This window comes from Agrobacterium sp. NPDC089420, assembly GCF_044900305.1.
GTDB lineage: Bacteria > Pseudomonadota > Alphaproteobacteria > Rhizobiales > Rhizobiaceae > Agrobacterium.
Map to the genome: position 1 here is coordinate 86,411 of NZ_JBJDMY010000016.1, position 15,559 is coordinate 101,969.

Genomic DNA, 15,559 nt, shown 5'->3' on the forward strand with positions numbered 1-15,559 from the left:
TCACCAGAGGATATTGGTCAGGGCTTGCCAACAGGCCTCACCCCTTGACCGGCGTCTCCGGCACCGGCGTCAGCACCGTGCTATCCCTGAACCAGCCAAGAATATTGTCCGCCACCAGATCGGCCATGGCGTTGCGCGTCGGAATCGAGGCGGAAGCGACATGCGGCAGTAGGGAGACATTCGGCAATGCAAGAAACGCTGCCGGCACCTTCGGCTCGGCATAAAACACATCGAGACCGGCAGCACCCAAAGCGCCGCTCTGCAACGACTGCAGAAGCGCATCCTCATCGACGCTGGAACCGCGGCCGACATTGATGAAAACGCCCTCAGGCCCCAGCGCCGTCAGGATTTCGGCATTGATCGCCTTGTGCGTTTCCGGCGTGCCGGGCACGATGCAGATCAGGATATCGACCGCTTCCGCCATCGCCTTCAGCGAGCCGTAATAGGTGTAGGAAAGGCCATCCCGCCTGCTGCGGGTGTGGTAACCAATCTCCAGCTTGAAGGGCTCCAGCCGCTTGGCGATTTCCTGGCCGATGCGGCCCATGCCGAAGAGGCCCACCTTGCGGCCGCGCAGCGAAAACGGCGACAGCGCAAACGGGCCTTCGCCAACCCATTTGCCATCACGCAGCCAGGTCTCGGCCTGATAGAGCCGGCGCACGGTGTTGATCAACAGCGCAATCGTCGTATCGGCCACCTCGTCGTTCAGCACATCGGGCGTATTCGTCACCACCACACCGCGCGTGGCGGCATGTTTGGCGTCGACGCCGTCATAACCCACACCAAAATTGGCGATGATCTCGAGCTTCGGCAGCGCATCGATCCATTTGGCGTTAACGACGCCGGAAACGGCGATGGCATTGATGCGCTCCGCCGCGCCGTCAGGCAGGACCGGTTCGGCGCCGGCAGGCACTGCCACGATCTCGACCATGCCTTCGAGGCGTTCGAGAACGCGCGGATTGATCTTGCCGGGAACGAGAACGACGGCCTTTTTGTCAGACATGAGCGGATATTCCTCCTGATAACATTCCGATAGCCGGAGCGGGTTTCAGGCGAACCTTTCGCCATCCCACTCCTCCGGAGGGCGATCTTTTCAAACTACGGCGGCCGTGAAAAGGGCAATAAGGGGATGCTATGGGGGCAGACGGAAGTTTCATGCCGATTTTTTGAAGCGCCCCTCACCGTCAAGCCGTTTCTTTGCGGCACTTGCAAGATCGTCATGCCGGATCCGGTCCACCCTGTCCGGTTTGAATCGAGAAGGCGACCAGAAGGTAGGAAACATATAGCTCGTCATTCCGGCCTTGAGCCGGAATCCAGCCGGCGCGCGTCTGCACGGCGAGAGAGTCCTTTCAGCCCAAGGACTTGGGCTGGCTGGATACCGGCTCAAGGCCGGCATGACGGAGGAAGGAAACGCTGCGGACGATTATGGGCGCACGGTCAGCCGGCTCAGAGTCGCGAACGAGCTCACACCCGCGGCCGCACCGGCCCGGTCGATTGCCGGATGCGCATTTCCGGCTTGATGAGGTGAATGCCGTCAGGCTCGTGGCTGCCCGCCAGCCTGTCCAGCAGCGCGCGGGCCGCCAGGCGCCCGACCTCGGCCTGGCCGTTGGAAACGGTGGTCAGCGCCGGAGTGGCGATCGCCGCTTCCTCCAGATCGTCGTAGCCGGTAACGGAAATATCGACGCCCGGCACCAGACCGGCGCGGGAAATGCCGTTCATGAGACCGATGGCGACGAGATCGTTCCAGCAGACGGCGGCGGTCGGCTTCTGCGGCAAGGACAGGAAATGCACCGCCGCCTCGAAACCGCCCTGCTTGGAGCGCGGGCCGGGAATGCGCAGGTTCGGATCGACCTCGATACCGGCCTTGCGCAGCGCATTGACATAACCCTGGTAACGGTCGCGCCCGGTCGATGTCTGATCGGTACCGCCAACCATGGCGATGGTGCGGTGGCCGAGGCTGATCAGGTGGTTGGTGGCCAGCGAAATGCCGTAGCTGTCGTCGCCGCGATAGGTCGGCATGTCGACACCGTCCATGGAACGGGCCACCAGAATGGCGGGCATGCCGTTGTCTTCGGCAAGCGTCATGTCCTCGATCGGCGTGCCGATGGCCGGCGACATGATGATGCCGTCGGAGCCGAGCTGCAGCAGCGTTTCGATGAAGGTGCGCTGTTTTTCCACCGAATCATAATGGTTGGAAAGAATGAAGGTCTGGCGGCTGCGGTCCAGCTCGCTTTCAATGGCTTTGAGGATTTCGCCATAGAAAGGGTTCATCACATCATGGAACACCACGCCGACAATGCCGGAGCGCGAGGTGCGCAGGCTGGCGGCGCGGCGGTTATAGATATAACCCAGCGCGCGGGCCTGTTCCTTGATCTTGTCGCGGGTATCGGCGGCGACCAGCGGGCTGTCGCGCAGGGCAAGCGAAATGGTGGCGGTTGAAAGGCCAAGGCTTTCGGCAATCGTGGACAGTTTGACCTTTTGGGCCACGGCATTCCTCCCCAAACGCATGTCAGCGACGGATGTCCCTGTTTAAATTGCAATTAAACAATTTAAACGAAATCCGCAACCCGTTTAAGGAATACCCTCAAAAGCAAGATATGATTTAAAAATTTCAACGTCTTTATTGAAGATTAGCGTCTATCGCCTTGAGAAGTTTAACCACATTGCGCACATCCTTGGCTGAAAGACCCTCTATGGCCCTTGCGCCGCAATCGGCTATCGACAGATTGATGTGCTCGACGCTCTTCAGGCCTGCCTCCGTCAGCTTTACCAGCGTCACGCGGCCGTCCTCGTCGTCACCGCTGCGTTCCACGAAACCCTGGGCTTCCATGCGGCCGATGGTGCGCGTCATGGTTGGCGCCTTGACGCCAAGCTTCTGGGCGATCTGGCCCGGCGTGAGGCTGCCTTCCTGCGCCAGCGCCAGGATGACACCGTCTTGGCCCGCATAAAGCCCGCTTTCGGCAAGGCTGTGGCTCAGCGCCGTGCGCATGGAACGGGCGGCCTGGGTAATGGATTGCGCCAGCTCCTCGGGGTTGAAATTCTCATCCCTTTTTTTGGCGTCCTTTGATTTCTTGCCGCCTTTTTCCTTCTTGGCGCTTTTGTCCTTATGCCCGGATTTGTCCTTGCTCATATGCGAGTGCCTTTTACCCTGTGGCGGAACCGATATATGTTGCTGGAAATCCTTAACGAATGCACGCGCGGACTGCCAGATGCCAAACTCATACACGCATTATCACGACGAAAACGTAACAGACCCGCATCTTCGCGCAACAGCCGCAATTTCCGTGCTGCCGCTCGGGGCGCATGAACAGCACGGACCGCACCTGCCCTTCGAGACCGATACGCTGATTGCCGAAGGCATCGCCGCCCGTCTCGCCGCCGCCCTGCCCGGCCATCTGCCCGTCTCCTTCCTGCCGGCGGAACCGGTCGGATATTCCATCGAACACATGGATGTGCCGGGCACGAAGACGCTGCGATACGATAAGGCGATCGAGCGCTGGCTCGGCATCGCCGAGGCGGAATATAAAAAGGGCGTGCGCAAATTCGTGATGCTGAACGCCCATGGCGGCAATTCACCGCTGATGACCATCGTCGCCACCGAGGCCCGCGCCCGTTTCGGCATGCTGGCGGTCGCCACCAGCTGGACCCGTTTCGGCGTGCCGGCCGATATCGTGAAGCCTGAGGACAAGGCGGTCGACATTCATGGCGGCGATATCGAGACATCGGTCATGCTGGCGCTTCACCCCGAACGGGTGGCGATGCAGAAGGCCGAAAACTTTCCCTCCCGCCAGAGCGATTTCACCAGCCGCTTCAAACACCTGCGCGCCTATGGCCCGAATGCCTTCGGCTGGCTGATGAGCGATCTCAACCCCGATGGCGTCGCCGGAAACGCCGCCGCCGCAACGGTGGAAAAGGGCGAAAGGCTGATTTCCCATGCCGTAAACGGCCTTGTCGAACTGCTTGAAGATGTCCACGCTTTTGACATAACGTTATTTCATAACAAAATCTGAGCCGCCTGGCCGAATTCGGCCAAAATCTCTTTGAACTGCCAGGACGTCGCGCCTATATGGACGACGACACATCTTCCTCAAGGCCCGACGGCCTGTCTCGATACGGGGTTTTCCATGACCGAAACAGCTATAGCCAAGCCCATTCCAGTCACAGTCCTGACGGGATATCTCGGCGCCGGCAAGACGACGCTTCTCAACCGCATTCTCTCCGAGAACCACGGCAAGAAATACGCGGTCATCGTCAATGAATTCGGCGAGATCGGCATCGACAACGACCTGATCGTCGAGTCCGATGAAGAAATCTACGAAATGAACAATGGCTGCGTGTGCTGCACGGTGCGCGGCGACCTGATCCGCGTCGTGGAAGGCCTGATGCGCCGTCCCGGCCGTTTCGATGGCATCATCGTCGAGACGACCGGCCTTGCCGATCCGGTGCCCGTCGCCCAGACCTTCTTCATGGATGACGACGTGCGCGCCAAGACCGAGCTTGACGCCGTCGTTGCCCTGGTTGACGCCAAGCATCTGCCGCTGCGCCTGAAGGACAGCCGCGAGGCCGAAGACCAGATCGCCTTTGCCGATGTCGTCGTCGTCAACAAGACCGATCTCGTTTCGCCCGAGGAAGTCGCCCGCATCGAGGATATCGTGCGCGCCATCAATCCGTCCGCCCGCATCTACAAGACGACGCGTTCAGGCGTCGATCTCGCCCGGGTTCTCGATCAGGGCGCCTTCAATCTGGAACGGGCGCTCGAAAACGATCCGCATTTCCTCGAGCACGGCCATGACGACCACGTCTGCGGCCCCGATTGCGACCATCACCACCACGATCATGACCACCATCATCACGACCACGATCACGATCACGGGCATCATCACCACGATCATGACCATGGGCACGACCATGGCCACGATCATCACCACCATGGCGCCGTGTCGCCGATCCATGACGTCACCGTGCAGTCGGTCTCGCTGCGCGGCGGCGAGATGAACCCCGAGCGGTTCTTTCCGTGGATCCAGAAGGTCACCCAGACCGACGGCCCGAACATTCTGCGCCTCAAGGGCATCATCGCCTTCAAGGGCGATGCCGAGCGTTATGTGGTGCAGGGCGTGCACATGATCATCGAAGGCGACCACCAGCGCCCGTGGAAGGAAGACGAAAAACGCGAAAGCCGCCTCGTCTTCATCGGCCGCGAACTGGACCGCGAGAAGCTGGAAAAGAGCTTCAACGCCTGCCTCGCGTCGGCTTGAAATTTTCAAGGGACACGCCGGGACGCTCTTGCTGCTTACCGGCGTCCTCCCCCATACTCGACGTCATCCTCGGGCTTGACCCGAGGACCCATTGCCGCCAGCATGTGGATGGCCGGGTCAAGCCCGACCATGACGCCACGGGTTGAAACCGCAACAACGGGTCTTCCCGACCTGGTCAGCTACCGAAATCCACCACACGAAAAACACAGATACGAAAGACCGATGCTCCATGCCGACTGTTGCCCCGCTTGATATCGAAGGCCACGTGGTCTCGACCCATTTTCTCGGCGACATTCCGCTGTTTGCCACCGCCGCCGGCACCATCCACCGGCTGGATGGCGGCGAGAAGGTGACTGAGGCGCATGACGGGCTTTTGACCTGCGTGCGCGACCCTTATAGCGCCACCCTGCTTTCCGGTGGCGAAGACGGTCGCGTGCTGCGCATCGGCCATGACGGCAGCATCAGCGAAATCGCCAATGTGCCGCGCAAATGGGTGGGCGTCGTGGCCGGCGGGCCGCAGAAGGCGGTCGCTTATGGCGTCGGCAAGTCCAGCTTCGTGCGGCTGTCGGACGGCACGGTCAAGGAATTCAAGGAAGAGCGCACGGTGGAGGCGATCGCCTTTGCGCCGAAAGGCCTGCGCATTGCCGTTGCCCGTTATAACGGCGTAACGCTGCACTGGGTGGCAACCGCCGGCGATCCCGTCGATCTGGAATGGAAGGGCGCGCATACCGGCGTCACCTTTTCGCCCGATGGCAGGTTCCTCGTCACCACCATGCAGGAAAACGCCCTGCACGGCTGGAAGATGGACGCCACCAAGGGCGGCATGGAAGCCCGGCACATGCGCATGACGGGTTATCCCGCCAAGGTCAAATCCGTGTCCTGGTCGGCCAAGGGCAAATGGCTCGCCTCCTCCGGCGCGCCGGCCGCCATCGTCTGGCCTTTTGCCGGCAAGGACGGCCCGATGGGCAAGGCCCCGGAAGAACTCGGCACCCGCGCCAACATCATGGTCACCCATGTCGCCTTCCACCCGGTGGAAGACGTGCTCGCCATCGGCTTCATCGACGGCATGATCCTCGGCGTCAGGCTCGCGGACGGCAAGGAAGCCCTGCTGCGCCGCCCCGGCAAGGGCGCCATTACCGGCATGGACTGGAGCGCCACCGGCAAGCTGCTCGCCTTTGCGTCGGAAGCGGGCGATTGCGGGATCATCGATATTTCGGCGTGAGGGCTGGTCGGTCGCGTGGCGGCCACTCATTCCACGGCCAATCTCCCGCCCCTCATTCCTGTGCTTGTCACAGGAATCCAGCCAGCCCAAGTCCTCGGGCTGAAAGGAGTCTCCCGCCGTGCAGACGCGCGTCGACTGGATTTCTGTGACAAGCACAGGCATGAGGGTCGCCCGCTATGTCGCCGTCAGACAAGCATTTGTGCAAGATTGCCGCCACCCTGCAATACCCTAATCCGCCACCTGCCGCCGTGTCAGAAACAGGAGCAGCAAGGCCGCGCCGGCTCCGACCGAAGCCAGCCGGATCGAAACGCCGAAACTCGCATATTGCGACACAAACCCCATCAGCGGCACCGCAAAAAGCGCGGCGAGGAAGATCGAATTCATGTAGAGCGCGGTTGCCCGCGCCGTGCGTCCACGCGCAAAACCCTGCACGAAGGTCAGGCAAGTGCCGGCGCAAAGGCCGTAATAGGCCCCTTCCATCGCCGCCCCGACCAGCATGGCCGGAAGGGACTGGACCGCGGCGATGATGTTGAAGGCGATGATCGCCATCACCGCCGAGACGCACAGCAGGATGCGGGGGCTGACGCGACGCATGATGCGCGGCGCAAGCAGGATGAACAGAACCTCCATGGCGCATTTGACGCTGAGCGACAGGCCCGGTGCGAAGTCCGGCAGGCCGACCTCCCGCACCAGAAACACCGGCAGGGCCGAAGCGCACAGGGCATGGGCGAAAGACATGCAGAAACTGGCCGCCGCCGCCAGAAAGAGCGGCAGGTTTCGCCCCGCCTCCGTCTCGCTTTCCTGCCGCCGCTCCATCGGGCAGGTCTGGCCGCGCGGCACGATGGCGAGCGCCAGCCCGCCCCAGATGGCCGCCATCAGCATGGCGTTGACGAACACCGCTTTCGCACCGGCAAAATCGACGATCAGGAAAGCCGCGGCCGGCAGCAGCATCCATGCCAGCGACACCATCGTCCGGAGAAAGGCGTTGTAGGCGGTCGCATCGAGCGCCGCCGCCCGGCCGTGATAACGGCCATAGCTGAAGATGAGCGTGCTGGCCGCATTGGAAAGCCCCATGCCGGTTGCCGTGACCGCCACCAGCAGCGCCAGATGCCCGAAGGTGGCCGCCCCCGCGGCGATGAAGGCGCCGGTGACCGAGAGCAGCAGCAGCGGCCGCACCGGCACGCCGGCATCGACGCGTTCGCCATAAAGGCGGCTGGCGACGATCGAGGCGAGCGCCGCCGTCACGCTGTAAAGACCAAGCGTCGCCGGCGGATGTCCAAGCACCTGAATGATGTAAAAGCCGATAAACGGCACGATGGCCGCATTGGTGCTGCCGGCAAGGAAGACCAGCAGCGCGATCAAATAGGCCTGACGATCAAAAGCGCCCGGCGAGGCGCGTTTCTGGAACATGGGAATCGACTGGGGATGGAGCGGAATGGAAACGCACCATCACACCGAAACGACCGCCAGTTCAAGCCCAGAAGGCAAGTCCGGCGGTTTTATCTCAGAATGAAAGCCGGCCGTCTGTGTTTACGCAGGCCACCGCCGCCATCAGGCCGAGGCGGTGGTGGGGCGACGGCAGCCCGGCACTTTTTTCCGACAGGAAAATGCCGGCAATCAGAACTTCACGCCGAGGCCGACATTGACGACATGGTCGCTGAGCTTTCCATCGGCGGAAAGGCCCTGGACGGTATAGGTTTCCTTGCCGAAATCATTGTACCGATATTCAAGACGGCCAAATAGATTGTCGGTGAAGGCATAATCGACGCCGGCGCCGATCGTCCAGCCATGCAGAACCTTGCTGTCCTTGCCGATCGGCGTTTCAATCTCGCTGTCCGTCGCGGTATATCCACCGGCGGTATAGATGAGGGCGCGATCGAGCGCGTAACCGGCGCGCAGGCGGGCAGAACCGTTGAGGCCGGTGGACACTTCCGAGAGGTTTACTTTCCTGTCGCCCCAGGAATAACCGATATCGGCCTCGAGACCGAGAATGACGGATGGCGCGACTTCCGCATTGTAACCGGCAAAACCGGAAAAGCGCGCGCCGTCGAAATTATACTTGTCGGTTTCGCCGGCTTCGGTCGCCTTTAGCCGCGACCGGCCGTAACCGGCCGCAGCACCGGCATAAAAACCACCCCAGGAGAAGGAAGACACGGCATCGTCAACATAGGGCGCGGCCGGAACGTCATTGACCGCATCTGCGGCAAGGGCGGTGCCCGAAAGCATGCCGAGAGCGGCGAGCGCCAGAAATGAATGTTTCAACATGTGATAGCTCCTTGAAAAATACCTGCCCCGCCATGCTGCGGGATGTGAACCGGGCCACGACCAAAATCACAAGGTGACTGACGGGGCGAACGCAGCTATCGATTGAAACCCAACAGGGTTAAAACCAGGTAAAAACCATCTGGGAAACCATGAATAGGGAAATAAAAATATCAACTTTTCAAATATTGAATAAATAATAAATTAGAAAATCAATATATAAAATCCAAACGGAAAACTGAGCGGCGCCAACAATAGACCCACCCCAAAAACCATTAAAAGTAGTATTTACCGGTAAAACGCCAGCCGCCTGGTCGGGGCCGGCCCGAACAAAAGCCAGGCTGACGAGCCGCGCTTTTCCGTCACACGCCGCGCTGTCTGTTCCTGAAGGACATGCACCGGCCATGCAAGATTTGCGGCCCGACCCCGGCCCGGGCAATCCGCGCATCGCTCGCCTCGACCATGCCGGACGATGGTAGAGCCTTGCGCGGGGCGGGATGGGCGGAACATCCGGCCACCCCGCACCGTATGTCAGTTAGTGCCGGCGCTTCTTGCCGCCGTCATTTTTGTTGTCGATGACATCGACGGAGGTCTTGTTGCCGTTCAGTAGGCCATTCAGGATACCCGTCTTGTTGCCGTTCAGAATCCCGTTATTGGACAGGATGCCGCTGACGCCGAGATCGATGCTCGGCGAGACGACGACAAGCGCGCCGCCCTTGTTGCTGTTTCCGGACAGGATGCCGCCCAGAAGGCCGCCGGCATTGGCCTGACCAACGGAAGCGACAGTAAGAATGGCCGCCACACAAGCAAACTTTGCAATCATTTCTCTCTCCTCTTTGTTTGATCACGCCATCTGGCGTAACCGGACTGTATATTTAGAGGATTCTAATTCAAGCAAAGCCTAATATTACAATAAACGATTAACTTTAATACTGGCGATTTTAATAGAATTTTACATCTCGCATCATTGTCGGGACTTTTCGCAACTCCCCTTCTTTCGCCAATCTCTCCGCTTTGGCAGTCATGCCGCACAGAGAACTTTGTTAACCATCCAAATATAAGATATTGCTTAATTAGAGACCGGAGATGCGAATGCGGCTGGGGGGATATATCGCGCTTGTTCTCGGGCTTGCCTGCGCCTGTGGCGTGCGGGCGGGGGAAAACGCCGATGAGCACAATGTCACCTACAAGTCCGGCATCGCCTATGACAGCAATTATTTCGCCGACACCAACCGGCTGAGTGCGATTTCGCTGCGCGCCGGCTTCGGGCTCAACGGCAAGGTCGCGCTGGAAGGGGCGGAGCTGCGCTATCTGCTCGAACACGAGGAGGTCCGCCTTCCCCGATACCGTTTCGCCAATGAACACAATACCGTCGCCGCGCTGGGGCTGACGAGACGCTTTTCCGAAAAGCTGGAATGGGCGATCGAACTGCGCGGCACGCGCAGCGATGCCGGCGATATTTTCCTGCATCTGCCGGAAGAAGACATCGGTTATCGGCGGCTGGATCACAAGCTGGAAGCCTCTTCCCAGCTCGGCTTCCTCGCGCTTGGGGCCAAGAACACGCTGACGGCAGGCATTGCCAGCCTGATGAAAGGCAAGGCGCGGTTCCGCCCCGCCTATTTCATGCCCACCCGGCTGGAGGCCAATGAGGCGCTGCTGTCGCTGAAGGCCGAACATGAACGGCCGCTGGCCGGCGGCGAGGCCGGCCTGACCCTTGCCTATGACCGCCTTCTGGTGCCGGAAGGGCAGCGGGAGAAATACGAGCGGTTTCAGGCCAGTACGCTGCGCGGTTCGCTTGCCTATGGCTACAGGTTCTCCGACCGTTTCGCGGTTCTGGCCGAGGCGGGCCTCACCTCCATTTCCGGCGACGAGATCAGCGACACGGTCAAGCGCACCCGGCCTTATCTGCGGGCGGAAGCGGAGATGAAGGCCAGCGAGCGCCTCGCCTTCGGCGTCGGCTTTTCGCAGGATTATGCGCTTTTCGACCCGGACGACCCGATTGCCGAATTTCACCGCCGCTGGCAAGTCGTCATGAAAAGCCGGCTTACCGACAAGGTGGGGCTCGATCTTGCCCTGCGGCGCGTGCACAAGGACTGGATCTATTATAATTACGACAGCAGCGAGCGCCGGCTGGTGGCCACGCTGTCCTTCGACACCGGCAGGAACAGCAAGCTGGAACTGGAATTCAACCGCCTGCTGCATGGCGAGCGCGACGACGAGTTCGCATATAGCGGCTCCAGCCTCACCTCGCGTTTCACCGGCACATTCTAAGCCCGGCCGGCGGCCGCATGCAGGATCAAGCGGCGCATCAGGTCGAAATTCGGTCCCAATTTCTGCTAGAGTCGGGCCTTCGAGATTCGAAGGCAGGACAGACCGGACAATGAACAGACGATTTTTGCTTCTCGCGGCCGGCTTCGCCTGTCTTCCCGTCGCGGCGTCGGCGCATCCGCATATCTTTGCCGAAGCGCGCATGGAAATCGTCGAGGGGCCGAACGGCACCATTCAGGAGGTGCGCAATATCTGGCGTTTCGACGAAATGTTTTCCGCAAGCGTGGTGATGGATTACGACAAGAACAGCGACCTGAAGCTGGACAAGGACGAGCTGGCCGAAATCGGCAATACCGTTCTGGAATCGCTTGCCGAATATTCCTATTACACCTTCATCACCGCCAACGGAAAACCGGTGGAATTTTCAAAGCCGGACGCCATTCACGTGGACTACAAGGATCAGCAGATCCTGATGTTCTTTTCCGTGAAGCCGACCAAGCCCCTGGCCGTCAAGGGCAAGCTCAGCTTCGGCGCCTGGGATCCGACCATGTATACGGCGATCGATTTTGCCAAGGACAGCGATATCGCCACCCAGGGCAAGGATCTCAATGCCTGCAAACACCATGTCGTGCGCCCCGATCCCGACGAGGTGATCTCGCAGAACCAGAGCTCGCTCACCGACGCCTTTTTCAACGATCCGACCGGCACCGACATGACCAAGCTGTTCGCCACCCGGCTGGAGGTCTCATGCTGAGCCGCAGGGCAGGCTTCGCCGCCGTCGCCATCGGCCTCATTGCGCTCGCCGGCACGGCGCATGCGCAGTCGCCGCTCGGCATCGGTTCGGCCGAACCGTCCTTTTCTGTCGGCGGGCCGTTTGCGCCGCTGATGCAGTGGATCAACGTGCACCAGCAGATGTTCTACCGGGCGCTGACCGGCGCGCTGAAGGCGATGCGCGAGGATGGCTGGGCGCTGGGCTCGCTGATCGGCCTTTCCTTTGCTTACGGCGTTTTCCACGCCGCCGGCCCCGGCCACGGCAAGGCCGTCATCTCGTCCTACATGATCGCCAATGAAACGCAGTTGAGACGCGGCATCCTCATTTCCTTCGTCTCGGCGCTCATTCAGGGTTTGATGGCCATCGGCCTCGTCGGTGCGGCCTGGCTGGTGCTGCGCGGCACCTCCATCACCATGACCAGGGCGACACAGGCGATGGAGATCGCCAGCTTCGCCATGGTGGCGTTGTTCGGCGCGTGGCTGCTGGTGCGCAAGCTCTGGTCGCTGCGCATCCGGCGCGAACCGGTTGCCGCCTTCGCCACGGCGGGCGAGGCCCCGTCGGCCAGAGCCACCGGCATGGGCACCGGGCTGCGGTTCCAGGGCAAACCGGTCTTTGCGGATCATGATCACAACGGCACCGGCGATCTCTGCACCGCCTGCGGCAAATCCCATGCGCCCGATCCCATGCTGTTGAAGAGCAAGAATTTCAGCCTGCACGAAGCATGGTCGGCCATAATTGCCGTGGGGCTCAGGCCCTGCTCGGGCGCGATCATCGTCATGAGCTTCGCGCTCTTGAACGGGCTTTATCTCGGCGGCGTGCTTTCCGTACTCGCCATGTCGCTCGGCACCGCCATCACGGTGTCGGCTCTCGCCATCATGGCGGTCTCGGCCAAGGGGCTTGCCGTGCGTTTTGCCGGCCCCGGCAGCCGCAAGGCAGCCGGCATCAGCCACGCGATCGAGATCGCCGGCGCGCTGTTCGTGCTGATCATGGGATTGCTGCTGCTCGGCGCCTCGCTTCAGTTCTGATGATCGCGGCGGCGCTGGTAGCGGGCGCGCAGCCAGAACAGCAGGAAGAAACATAGCACGGCAACCGCGCCGAATCCTGCGGCGAGCCATGGCGAATAATCGCCCAGCCACAACATGATCTTCGGCATGACGAAGAAGACGATCCCGAAGCCAATGATGATAAGGGCGGCGGCGATGGCCGGCGAGCTTTCCTTCTTCTCAGGCATCGGCAAGCCCCGCGCGAATATCCTCGAGCTTGTGCTTCTGGTTGCCATCGGCGGCAAAATTGTCAGGCGAAAGCCAGGCTTCGAAGGCCTTGCCGATCAGCGGCCATTCACCGTCGATCATCGAGAACCACGCTGTATCCCGATTCTGGCCTTTGGAGATCATATGCTGGCGGAAGACGCCCTCGAAGGTGAAGCCGTAACGCGTGGCGGTGATTTTCGAGGGTTCGTTTTCATTATGGCATTTCCACTCGTAGCGGCGGTAACCCAGATCCTCGAACACATGTTTCGCCATCAGGTAATGCGCCTCGGTGGAGAGCGGCGAGCGCTTCATTTTCGCGCCATGGGCGACCGAACCCACCTCGACCACGCCATTGGCGGGATCGGGCCGCATGTAGCTCGCCATGCCGACGACATCGCCGGTCGCATTTTCGATAAAGACCAGCGTGACCCAGTTGAGCTTTTCGCCCGCGCCGATCAGCCAGTCGCCAAAGGCATCGGCATCGGGAAAGGCGTTTTGCGGGAAATATTTGAGCAGCGCATTCACGCCCTCGCCGCCAAGGGCTGACCAGAGCTTTGCAAGATGTTTTTCGCGATCGAACGGCTCGGCGGTTACATAACGGCCCTTCAGCACCACCGGCTTGGGCGCCGGACATCCCTTGAAATCACTCAGATCGCGCATTCTCTTCCCCATTTGCTGGGGAAAGGATTAGGGCAAGCGGGCCGGGATGACAACAGTGGATGTGGGGTTGGGTATGGAGCAGGACTTGCCGGCTTGGTGGGTGTGGCTCACCCCCCTCTGCCCTGCCGGGCATCTCCCCCTCAAGGGGGGAGATCGACAAGTGGTTAAGTCTCGCCCATCTCAACCTTTGCGAATGAAGTGGTGGGAGCGCGTCCTGCCGATCTCCCCCCTTGAGGGGGAGATGCCCGGCAGGGCAGAGGGGGGTAAACCCCGCCCACCGAGACCAGACCCCTACCTCAAACCTTCGCCGCCACCACCGTCGCCTCGATATGATCCACCAGCGCATCCGGCAACCCAAGCCGCCCCGCAAGAAGATCGAGATAACCGCGCTCCGCCCGCGTATCGGCCTCGATGGCAAGCCGCGAAGCGGTATAAAGCTCCACCTTCTGCTCTTCCGTCCGGGCGGCCGCCACCAGCGCGTCGATGTCGAGCGGATCGGCCAGTTCCTTCTCCAGGAAACGCTCCGCTTCCGTATCGAGGCCGGAGACCTGCACCTTGTCCATGATATTGGCGCGCTCCTTCTCGTCGATATGACCGTCGGCCTTGGCGGCAGCGATCATCGCCTGGATGAGCTTCAGCGCGAAATCATTGGAAAGGGCCGGCGATTGCGGGTGGAAGGCGGAATCGGCCGGCGGGGCGAGAAGCTCCGGCTCGGGTTTCGGCGCGGCTTCCGGCGCCTGGCCGGACTTGTAATTCTTGTAGGCGAGATAACCGAGGCCGGCGATGGCCGCGACGCCGCCGATGGTGGCGACATTGCCGGCAAGCTTGCGGCCGGTCTTGGTACCGAGAATGGCAGCGGCGAGCGCGCCGGCCTTCAGGGGATTGTTTTTGGCGATATCGGCGGCCTGCCCGGCTCTGTCACGGACGCTTCCCGAAAGGCCCGGCACCTGCGAGCCGAGGAATTGTTCAAGAAGCTTCTTGGCGTCGAACATCAAAATCTCCTGTAGAGGTCAAATCTAAGGGGGAGATAGGAAGCCGTCGCGCGAATATAAATGTCAAACCCGCTCACGCCTTCGTGAACGGGTTTGACAGGACACAAATCAGCCGCGCAATGCGGCCGCTTCGGCGGCAAGCTTGGTGATGCCCGCCCAGTCGCCCGTCGCCACCAGTTCGCGCGGGGCAACCCACGAGCCGCCGACGCAGACGACGTTTGGCAGGGACAGGTAGTCATTGGCATTCTTCAGCGACACGCTGCCGGTCGGGCAGAACACGGTGCCGGCGAGCGGCGAGGACAGCGCCTTGAGGTAAGGCGCGCCGCCGGCCTGTTCGGCCGGGAAGAACTTCAGCACCTTGTAACCCTCGTCACGCAGCGCCATGACCTCGCTGGCGGTGGCGGCGCCGGGAAGCAGCGGCACCTTGGAAGCGCGCGCGGCTTCCAGCACGCTTTTATTGATGCCGGGGCTGACGATGAAGGTGGAGCCCGCTTCGGCCGCCGCTTCGAAATCCTTCGCGTTGAGAATGGTGCCGGCGCCGACATTGGCGCCTTCCACTTCCGCCGCAACCGCACGGATGGCGTTAAGGGCCGCCGGCGTGCGCATGGTGATCTCGATTGCCTTCAGGCCGCCAGCGACCAGGGCGCGCGCGAGCGGCACGGCGGAAGCGGCATCATCCACGATCAGCACCGGAACGACCGGCTGAAGCTTGAGGATGGAGAGAAGTTTTTCGGAGTCCTGGGCCAAGATGAGCCTCCCTTGCGCGATTGAAACGATTGAAATCCCGTTTACCGATTAGCCTGCCCCGGCTTTGATGTCGAGGCGTGGCAGGGCCATTTTTTATCCAGATACTTCAATCAATTCGCTTCTTCATGAAGCCC

The 15,559-nt window shown here is 61.1% G+C and carries 17 protein-coding genes; 6 read left to right on the top strand and 11 right to left on the bottom strand.

Features of this window, described 5'->3' with window-relative positions:
- Positions 1-37: 37 nt before the first annotated feature.
- The 3 genes from ACI2KA_RS21600 to ACI2KA_RS21610 form a co-directional block, all read right to left on the bottom strand.
- The gene (locus tag ACI2KA_RS21600; protein WP_404504508.1) at positions 38-1,000 is read right to left on the bottom strand and encodes a 2-hydroxyacid dehydrogenase; all 963 of its coding nucleotides are present in this window, start codon (positions 998-1,000) and stop codon (positions 38-40) included.
- Positions 1,001-1,461: 461 nt separating this feature from the next.
- Positions 1,462-2,484 (bottom strand): LacI family DNA-binding transcriptional regulator, encoded by a 1,023-nt coding sequence (locus tag ACI2KA_RS21605; RefSeq protein WP_404504509.1) that lies wholly within the window; start codon positions 2,482-2,484, stop codon positions 1,462-1,464.
- 133 nt (positions 2,485-2,617) lie between these two features.
- Positions 2,618-3,127 (bottom strand): MarR family winged helix-turn-helix transcriptional regulator, encoded by a 510-nt coding sequence (locus ACI2KA_RS21610; protein WP_404504510.1) that lies wholly within the window; start codon positions 3,125-3,127, stop codon positions 2,618-2,620.
- Positions 3,128-3,206: 79 nt separating this feature from the next.
- On the opposite strand from ACI2KA_RS21610, the gene ACI2KA_RS21615 reads away from it, so the two are divergent.
- The 3 genes from ACI2KA_RS21615 (at position 3,207) to ACI2KA_RS21625 (ending at position 6,474) form a co-directional block, all read left to right on the top strand.
- A complete protein-coding gene (locus ACI2KA_RS21615) occupies positions 3,207-4,007 on the top strand; it encodes a creatininase family protein (protein ID WP_404504511.1) in 801 nt (266 codons plus the stop codon).
- A 114-nt stretch (positions 4,008-4,121) separates the two neighbouring features.
- Positions 4,122-5,252, top strand: a complete 1,131-nt coding sequence (locus tag ACI2KA_RS21620; RefSeq protein WP_404504512.1) for a CobW family GTP-binding protein — start codon at positions 4,122-4,124, stop codon at positions 5,250-5,252.
- 229 nt (positions 5,253-5,481) lie between these two features.
- Entirely contained in the window at positions 5,482-6,474 is a 993-nt protein-coding gene (locus ACI2KA_RS21625; RefSeq protein ID WP_404504513.1) for a WD40 repeat domain-containing protein, read from the top strand.
- Between the two features lie 228 nt (positions 6,475-6,702).
- Here ACI2KA_RS21625 and ACI2KA_RS21630 read toward each other — a convergent pair whose 3' ends face one another.
- The 4 genes from ACI2KA_RS21630 to ACI2KA_RS21645 form a co-directional block, all read right to left on the bottom strand.
- Positions 6,703-7,884, bottom strand: a complete 1,182-nt coding sequence (locus tag ACI2KA_RS21630; protein WP_404504514.1) for an MFS transporter — start codon at positions 7,882-7,884, stop codon at positions 6,703-6,705.
- Between the two features lie 207 nt (positions 7,885-8,091).
- A complete protein-coding gene (locus ACI2KA_RS21635) occupies positions 8,092-8,739 on the bottom strand; it encodes an outer membrane protein (RefSeq protein ID WP_404504515.1) in 648 nt (215 codons plus the stop codon).
- A 178-nt stretch (positions 8,740-8,917) separates the two neighbouring features.
- Positions 8,918-9,142 carry a hypothetical protein gene (locus tag ACI2KA_RS21640; RefSeq protein WP_404504516.1) on the bottom strand — a complete coding sequence of 75 codons (225 nt, stop codon included), beginning with the start codon at positions 9,140-9,142 and terminating at the stop codon, positions 8,918-8,920.
- Between the two features lie 129 nt (positions 9,143-9,271).
- On the bottom strand, positions 9,272-9,559 hold the full coding sequence (locus ACI2KA_RS21645; RefSeq protein WP_003505460.1) for a hypothetical protein: 288 nt from the start codon (positions 9,557-9,559) through the stop codon (positions 9,272-9,274).
- A gap of 269 nt (positions 9,560-9,828) precedes the next feature.
- Between ACI2KA_RS21645 and ACI2KA_RS21650 the strand changes: the two genes are divergently transcribed.
- The 3 genes from ACI2KA_RS21650 (at position 9,829) to ACI2KA_RS21660 (ending at position 12,801) form a co-directional block, all read left to right on the top strand.
- Positions 9,829-11,007, top strand: coding sequence for a hypothetical protein (locus ACI2KA_RS21650; RefSeq protein WP_404504517.1), 1,179 nt, complete (start codon positions 9,829-9,831; stop codon positions 11,005-11,007).
- Between the two features lie 109 nt (positions 11,008-11,116).
- A complete protein-coding gene (locus ACI2KA_RS21655) occupies positions 11,117-11,758 on the top strand; it encodes a DUF1007 family protein (RefSeq protein WP_404504518.1) in 642 nt (213 codons plus the stop codon).
- Positions 11,752-12,801, top strand: coding sequence for a nickel/cobalt transporter (locus tag ACI2KA_RS21660; protein ID WP_404504519.1), 1,050 nt, complete (start codon positions 11,752-11,754; stop codon positions 12,799-12,801). The genes ACI2KA_RS21655 and ACI2KA_RS21660 overlap by 7 nt, the downstream gene beginning before the upstream one ends.
- Here ACI2KA_RS21660 and ACI2KA_RS21665 read toward each other — a convergent pair.
- The 4 genes from ACI2KA_RS21665 to ACI2KA_RS21680 all read right to left on the bottom strand — a co-directional run bounded on the left by ACI2KA_RS21665 (position 12,792) and on the right by ACI2KA_RS21680 (position 15,425).
- Positions 12,792-13,007: a hypothetical protein gene (locus ACI2KA_RS21665; RefSeq protein ID WP_404504520.1), complete on the bottom strand. Its 216-nt coding sequence runs from the start codon at positions 13,005-13,007 to the stop codon at positions 12,792-12,794. The two genes, ACI2KA_RS21660 and ACI2KA_RS21665, sit on opposite strands and share 10 nt — an antisense overlap.
- A complete protein-coding gene (locus tag ACI2KA_RS21670; RefSeq protein WP_404504521.1) occupies positions 13,000-13,686 on the bottom strand; it encodes a GNAT family N-acetyltransferase in 687 nt (228 codons plus the stop codon). The genes ACI2KA_RS21665 and ACI2KA_RS21670 overlap by 8 nt, the downstream gene beginning before the upstream one ends.
- Before the next feature lie 296 nt (positions 13,687-13,982).
- Positions 13,983-14,678: a tellurite resistance TerB family protein gene (locus ACI2KA_RS21675; protein ID WP_404504522.1), complete on the bottom strand. Its 696-nt coding sequence runs from the start codon at positions 14,676-14,678 to the stop codon at positions 13,983-13,985.
- A 108-nt stretch (positions 14,679-14,786) separates the two neighbouring features.
- Positions 14,787-15,425, bottom strand: coding sequence for a 2-dehydro-3-deoxy-phosphogluconate aldolase (locus ACI2KA_RS21680; RefSeq protein WP_404504523.1), 639 nt, complete (start codon positions 15,423-15,425; stop codon positions 14,787-14,789).
- Between the last annotated feature and the right edge of the window lie 134 nt (positions 15,426-15,559).

Excerpts from the sequence above, each read along its gene's own strand:
- ACI2KA_RS21600 (WP_404504508.1), bottom strand. The coding sequence starts at position 1,000 with ATGTCTGACAAAAAGGCCGTCGTTCTCGTTCCCGGCAAGATCAATCCG.
- ACI2KA_RS21610 (WP_404504510.1), bottom strand. The coding sequence starts at position 3,127 with ATGAGCAAGGACAAATCCGGGCATAAGGACAAAAGCGCCAAGAAGGAA.
- ACI2KA_RS21615 (WP_404504511.1), top strand. The coding sequence starts at position 3,207 with ATGCCAAACTCATACACGCATTATCACGACGAAAACGTAACAGACCCG.
- ACI2KA_RS21620 (WP_404504512.1), top strand. The coding sequence starts at position 4,122 with ATGACCGAAACAGCTATAGCCAAGCCCATTCCAGTCACAGTCCTGACG.
- ACI2KA_RS21625 (WP_404504513.1), top strand. The coding sequence starts at position 5,482 with ATGCCGACTGTTGCCCCGCTTGATATCGAAGGCCACGTGGTCTCGACC.
- ACI2KA_RS21630 (WP_404504514.1), bottom strand. The coding sequence starts at position 7,884 with ATGTTCCAGAAACGCGCCTCGCCGGGCGCTTTTGATCGTCAGGCCTAT.
- ACI2KA_RS21635 (WP_404504515.1), bottom strand. The coding sequence starts at position 8,739 with ATGTTGAAACATTCATTTCTGGCGCTCGCCGCTCTCGGCATGCTTTCG.
- ACI2KA_RS21640 (WP_404504516.1), bottom strand. The coding sequence starts at position 9,142 with ATGGCCGGTGCATGTCCTTCAGGAACAGACAGCGCGGCGTGTGACGGA.
- ACI2KA_RS21645 (WP_003505460.1), bottom strand. The coding sequence starts at position 9,559 with ATGATTGCAAAGTTTGCTTGTGTGGCGGCCATTCTTACTGTCGCTTCC.
- ACI2KA_RS21650 (WP_404504517.1), top strand. The coding sequence starts at position 9,829 with ATGCGGCTGGGGGGATATATCGCGCTTGTTCTCGGGCTTGCCTGCGCC.
- ACI2KA_RS21655 (WP_404504518.1), top strand. The coding sequence starts at position 11,117 with ATGAACAGACGATTTTTGCTTCTCGCGGCCGGCTTCGCCTGTCTTCCC.
- ACI2KA_RS21660 (WP_404504519.1), top strand. The coding sequence starts at position 11,752 with ATGCTGAGCCGCAGGGCAGGCTTCGCCGCCGTCGCCATCGGCCTCATT.
- ACI2KA_RS21665 (WP_404504520.1), bottom strand. The coding sequence starts at position 13,007 with ATGCCTGAGAAGAAGGAAAGCTCGCCGGCCATCGCCGCCGCCCTTATC.
- ACI2KA_RS21670 (WP_404504521.1), bottom strand. The coding sequence starts at position 13,686 with ATGCGCGATCTGAGTGATTTCAAGGGATGTCCGGCGCCCAAGCCGGTG.
- ACI2KA_RS21675 (WP_404504522.1), bottom strand. The coding sequence starts at position 14,678 with ATGTTCGACGCCAAGAAGCTTCTTGAACAATTCCTCGGCTCGCAGGTG.